1 tRNA gene and 2 rRNA genes are annotated in these 3,419 nt (G+C 57.4%); all 3 read right to left on the bottom strand.

The features are described from left to right. Window positions 1-143 precede the first annotated feature (143 nt). The 3 genes from C8P66_RS23235 to C8P66_RS23225 all read right to left on the bottom strand — a co-directional run bounded on the left by C8P66_RS23235 (window position 144) and on the right by C8P66_RS23225 (window position 3,217). Window positions 144-217: transfer RNA gene (locus C8P66_RS23235), tRNA-Met, on the bottom strand. A 50-nt stretch (window positions 218-267) separates the two neighbouring features. Continuing rightward, window positions 268-382 (bottom strand): 5S ribosomal RNA (gene rrf, locus C8P66_RS23230). 98 nt (window positions 383-480) lie between these two features. Further along, window positions 481-3,217 (bottom strand): 23S ribosomal RNA (locus C8P66_RS23225). Window positions 3,218-3,419: the final 202 nt, after the last annotated feature.

The following is a 3,419-nucleotide window of genomic DNA, read 5'->3' as shown; positions in this document are numbered from 1 at the left end:
GGCGCTGATCGCGCGCGTGGAGGTGCATGGCAAGGTCGATGGGGAGGGTGAACCGTGGATCGAGCTGATCGGCCACTTGGCAGCGCTGTTGCGTGCGGGCGGTCTCGATGTTCCAGCGATGTTCGCGTGTTCGGTAAAAGATGATGCGGGGACAGGATTTGAACCTGTGACCTTCAGGTTATGAGCCTGACGAGCTACCGGGCTGCTCCACCCCGCGTCAGGGTGATGGGTGATGATCTGGTGATGGTGAGAGGTTCCGGCGAGGTGGCCTGGCGGCGACCGACTTTCCCGTGCCTTAAGGCACAGTATCATAGGCGCAGAGGCGTTTCACGTCCGAGTTCGGGATGGGATCGGGTGTAGCATCCTCGCGATAGCCACCAGGCCACCTAGCCGGAACCTTGTCTCTGATCTGGTGAAGTATGGAAGTGTCGGTTTGGTGCTGCGTGCGGTGGGGGTCGAGCCCCCAGCGGTGAGGTAGAGGAAGTGAGTCTGTCGGGCGATTAGGACCGCTTAGCTGAGTGCATTGCTGCACGTACACATGCGGCCTATCGACGTGGTGGTCTTCCACGGCCCTTGGGGAAGCATAGTCTTGAGGGGGGTTTCCCGCTTAGATGCCTTCAGCGGTTATCCCGTCCGCACTTAGCTACCCGGCCATGCCGCTGGCGCGACAACCGGTTGACCAGTGGTGCGTCCATCCCGGTCCTCTCGTACTAGGGACAGATCCTCGCAAGCCTCCTACACCCATGGCAGATAGGGACCGAACTGTCTCACGACGTTCTAAACCCAGCTCACGTACCGCTTTAATCGGCGAACAGCCGAACCCTTGGGACCTGCTCCAGCCCCGGGATGCGATGAGCCGACATCGAGGTGCCAAACCTCCCCGTCGATGTGGACTCTTGGGGGAGATCAGCCTGTTATCCCTAGAGTACCTTTTATCCGTTGAGCGATGGCCCTTCCATGCGGGACCACCGGATCACTATGGCCGACTTTCGTCTCTGTTCGCGCTGTCGCGCTCACAGTCAGGCGGGCTTGTGCCATTGCACTCAGCAGCCGATGTCCGACCGGCCTGAGCCCACCATCGCGCGCCTCCGTTACGATTTAGGAGGCGACCGCCCCAGTCAAACTGCCCACCACGCAGGGTCCCGACCCAGGATAACTGGGCTCGGTTAGACGCCAGAAAAGCGCAGGGTGGTATTTCAAGGATGGCTCCACCAAGGCTAGCGCCCCGGCTTCAAAGCCTCCCACCTATCCTACACAGCCCTTTCCTGGCGCCACTGCGAAGTTGCAGTAAAGGTTCATAGGGTCTTTCCGTCTGACCACGGGTACCCCGCATCTTCACGGGGAATTCAATTTCGCTGAGCCCATGCTGGAGACAGTGGGGAAGTCGTTACGCCATTCGTGCAGGTCGGAACTTACCCGACAAGGAATTTCGCTACCTTAGGACCGTTATAGTTACGGCCGCCGTTTACCGGGGCTTCGGTTCGATGCTTGCACATCTCCCCTTAACCTTCCGGCACCGGGCAGGCGTCAGACCCTATACGTCATCTCTCGATTTCGCAGAGCCCTGTGTTTTTACTAAACAGTCGCTACCCCCTGCTCTGTGCCACCCACCCCTGGTTGCCCAAGAGTGGGTCTCGCTTATCCCGAAGTTACGCGAGCAATTTGCCTAGTTCCTTCAGCATGGTTCTCTCAAGCGCCTTGGTATGCTCTACCAGTCCACCTGTGTCGGTTTAGGGTACGGTCAAATGTCAGAGCTATTTCCCGGACCAATCCAGCAGCACACCCAATCCGATAAGGGCATACAACACTTCATGGTCGTCACTTCTGACAGGCTCAGGAATATTCACCTGATTCCCATCGGCTACGGCTGTCGCCCTCGCCTTAGGGGCCGGCTCACCCTGCGCGGATTAGCCTTGCGCAGGAACCCTTGGACTTACGGCGGGAGAGTTTCTCACTCTCCTTGTCGCTACTCATGTCCGCATTCGCACTTCCCATACCTCCAGCATACCTCACGATACACCTTCAACGGCTTAGGGAACGCTCCGCTACCGCATGCATTTCTGCACACCCACAGCTTCGGCTCGTGGCTTGAGCCCCGTTACATTTTCGCCGCAAAACAGCTATTAGACCAGTGAGCTATTACGCTTTCTTTAAAGGATGGCTGCTTCTAAGCCAACCTCCTGGTTGTTTTGGCCGTCTCACATGCTTTCCCACTTAGCCACGAATTGGGGGCCTTAGCTGGTGGTCTGGGCTGTTTCCCTCTCGACAATGGACCTTAGCACCCACTGTCTGTCTGCCGCACTATACTCACCGGCATTCGGAGTTCGGTTGGGTTTGGTAGGACTTTGGGTCCCCCTAGCCCATCCGGTGCTCTACCTCCGGTGGTAAACGCACGACGATCTACCTCAATAGATTTCGCGGAGAACCAGCTATTTCCGAGTTTGATTGGCCTTTCACCCCTAGCCACAGCTCATCCCCGACTTTTTCAACAGGCGTGGGTTCGGCCCTCCAGTGCGTGTTACCGCACCTTCAGCCTGGCCATGGCTAGATCACTCGGTTTCGGGTCTTCTACCGGCAACTAAATCGCCCTATTCGGACTCGCTTTCGCTTCGCCTACACCTCACGGCTTAAGCTTGCTGCCGACAGAAACTCGCGGACCCATTATACAAAAGGTACGCCGTCACTCCACAATGGGAGCTCCGACTGCTTGTAGGCGCTCGGTTTCAGGTCTCTTTCACTCCCCTCGTCGGGGTGCTTTTCACCTTTCCCTCACGGTACTTGTGCACTATCGGTCGCCAAGGAGTATTTAGGCTTGGAGGATGGTCCCCCCATATTCAGACAGGGTTTCACGTGCCCCGCCCTACTCAAGGATTTCTGCAAGCACTACGGCTACGGGGCTCTCACCCACTATGGCCGGCTTTTCCAAGCCGTTCGCCTTCTCTCACAAAAACCACTGGCCTGTTCCGCGTTCGCTCGCCACTACTAGCGGAATCTCTGTTGATGTCTTTTCCTCCAGGTACTGAGATGTTTCAGTTCCCCGGGTTTGCCTCCAACACCTATGTATTCAGTGCAGGATCTCCTTACGGAGGGGTTTCCCCATTCGGAAATCTGCGGATCAACGAATGCTCGCTTCTCCCCGCAGCTTATCGCAGCGTGCCACGTCCTTCATCGCCTCTTGGCGCCAAGGCATCCACCGAACGCCCTTTGTCTACTCACTACTCTGATCTCACCGCCCACACGCAGGACCAAACCGACCCTGCGAGCCAACGGCTCACGCTTTTACGCAAACCAACTTGTTCCTGGAGCAGCCATCAAACCCACCACGCAGCGCGTCCGCCCGAGGTTTTCACCTCAAGCACACAGGCAACGCAGCAGCCTTAAGGGGCCACCCCATTCACCAGATCATCTTCACCATGCCA

This window comes from Humitalea rosea, assembly GCF_003253705.1.
Lineage (GTDB): Bacteria > Pseudomonadota > Alphaproteobacteria > Acetobacterales > Acetobacteraceae > Humitalea > Humitalea rosea.
The sequence above is the reverse complement of the archived record's forward strand: the minus strand, read 5'-3'. Positions and strand labels throughout refer to the sequence as shown.